Source organism: Zoogloea oryzae (genome assembly GCF_030161255.1).
In the GTDB taxonomy this organism is placed as follows: domain Bacteria; phylum Pseudomonadota; class Gammaproteobacteria; order Burkholderiales; family Rhodocyclaceae; genus Zoogloea; species Zoogloea oryzae.
The window spans coordinates 1-718 of record NZ_BSPX01000276.1 but is presented as its reverse complement, the minus strand read 5'-3'; the positions used below and the strand labels follow the sequence as shown (position 1 = coordinate 718).

Below are 718 nucleotides of genomic sequence, written 5' to 3'. Positions count from 1 at the left end.
CAGTACCTATCAGCCAAAGAGGAATCCTTCCAGTAGTATCGGCCATTTACCCCACTTCCCTCCACATTTTATCAAGCAGTCATGCTCGAGACATAAACAGTCATGGATAATTATGAAATGAGATCCTTCCGAATGCGATAAGATAATTTTTATTTATTTCTTTTTCTTAATTGAAGAAATAGTTAGAAAATAAAACAGCAAGTACAAAAATGAGTAATAATCCCCAGTAAAGACTTGTACGATTCAATTCAACACTTTGTTCGTTCGGATTTGATTGTGTCATATAGCTCTATAATTCGGATTAGGTTTATCGTTGGATGAACTGCATGGCTGATATTGAACCTAAAAAAAAAACGGTAGGTACAGCTAGTCCGTGAATAGCTAACCATCTCACTGTAAAAATGGGATAAGTTCGATCAATAGTCATTGGGGTCTCCTAAAAGGATCTATTAAATTCATCAAGTTGTGACAAAGAATCAAAACGGCCCGTTATTAATGGGATTCCTTGTCGGCTCTCTGTAAAATATTCATTTGGACGAGGACTTCCAAATACATCATAAGCTAAACCTGTGCTGACGAATAACCAACCCGCAATGAATAGGGAAGGTATAGTAATGCTATGAATGACCCAGTATCGAATACTGGTAATAATATCCGCAAAAGAGCGTTCTCCCGTGCTTCCAGACATGTTGAGCTCCACATATTCTTGTACAGTTAA

The 718-nt window shown here is 37.3% G+C and carries 3 protein-coding genes; all 3 read right to left on the bottom strand.

The window, feature by feature from the left end; translation table 11 throughout:
- Positions 1-166: 166 nt before the first annotated feature.
- On the bottom strand, positions 167-283 hold the full coding sequence (gene psbL / locus QQK25_RS25005) for a photosystem II reaction center protein PsbL (RefSeq protein ID WP_124939287.1): 117 nt from the start codon (positions 281-283) through the stop codon (positions 167-169).
- A 24-nt stretch (positions 284-307) separates the two neighbouring features.
- The gene (gene psbF, locus QQK25_RS25000; RefSeq protein ID WP_107320768.1) at positions 308-427 is read right to left on the bottom strand and encodes a cytochrome b559 subunit beta; all 120 of its coding nucleotides are present in this window, start codon (positions 425-427) and stop codon (positions 308-310) included.
- Positions 428-436: 9 nt separating this feature from the next.
- Positions 437-718 (bottom strand): cytochrome b559 subunit alpha (gene psbE, locus QQK25_RS24995; protein ID WP_284190109.1); only part of this gene is annotated, 282 nt, incomplete at its 5' end.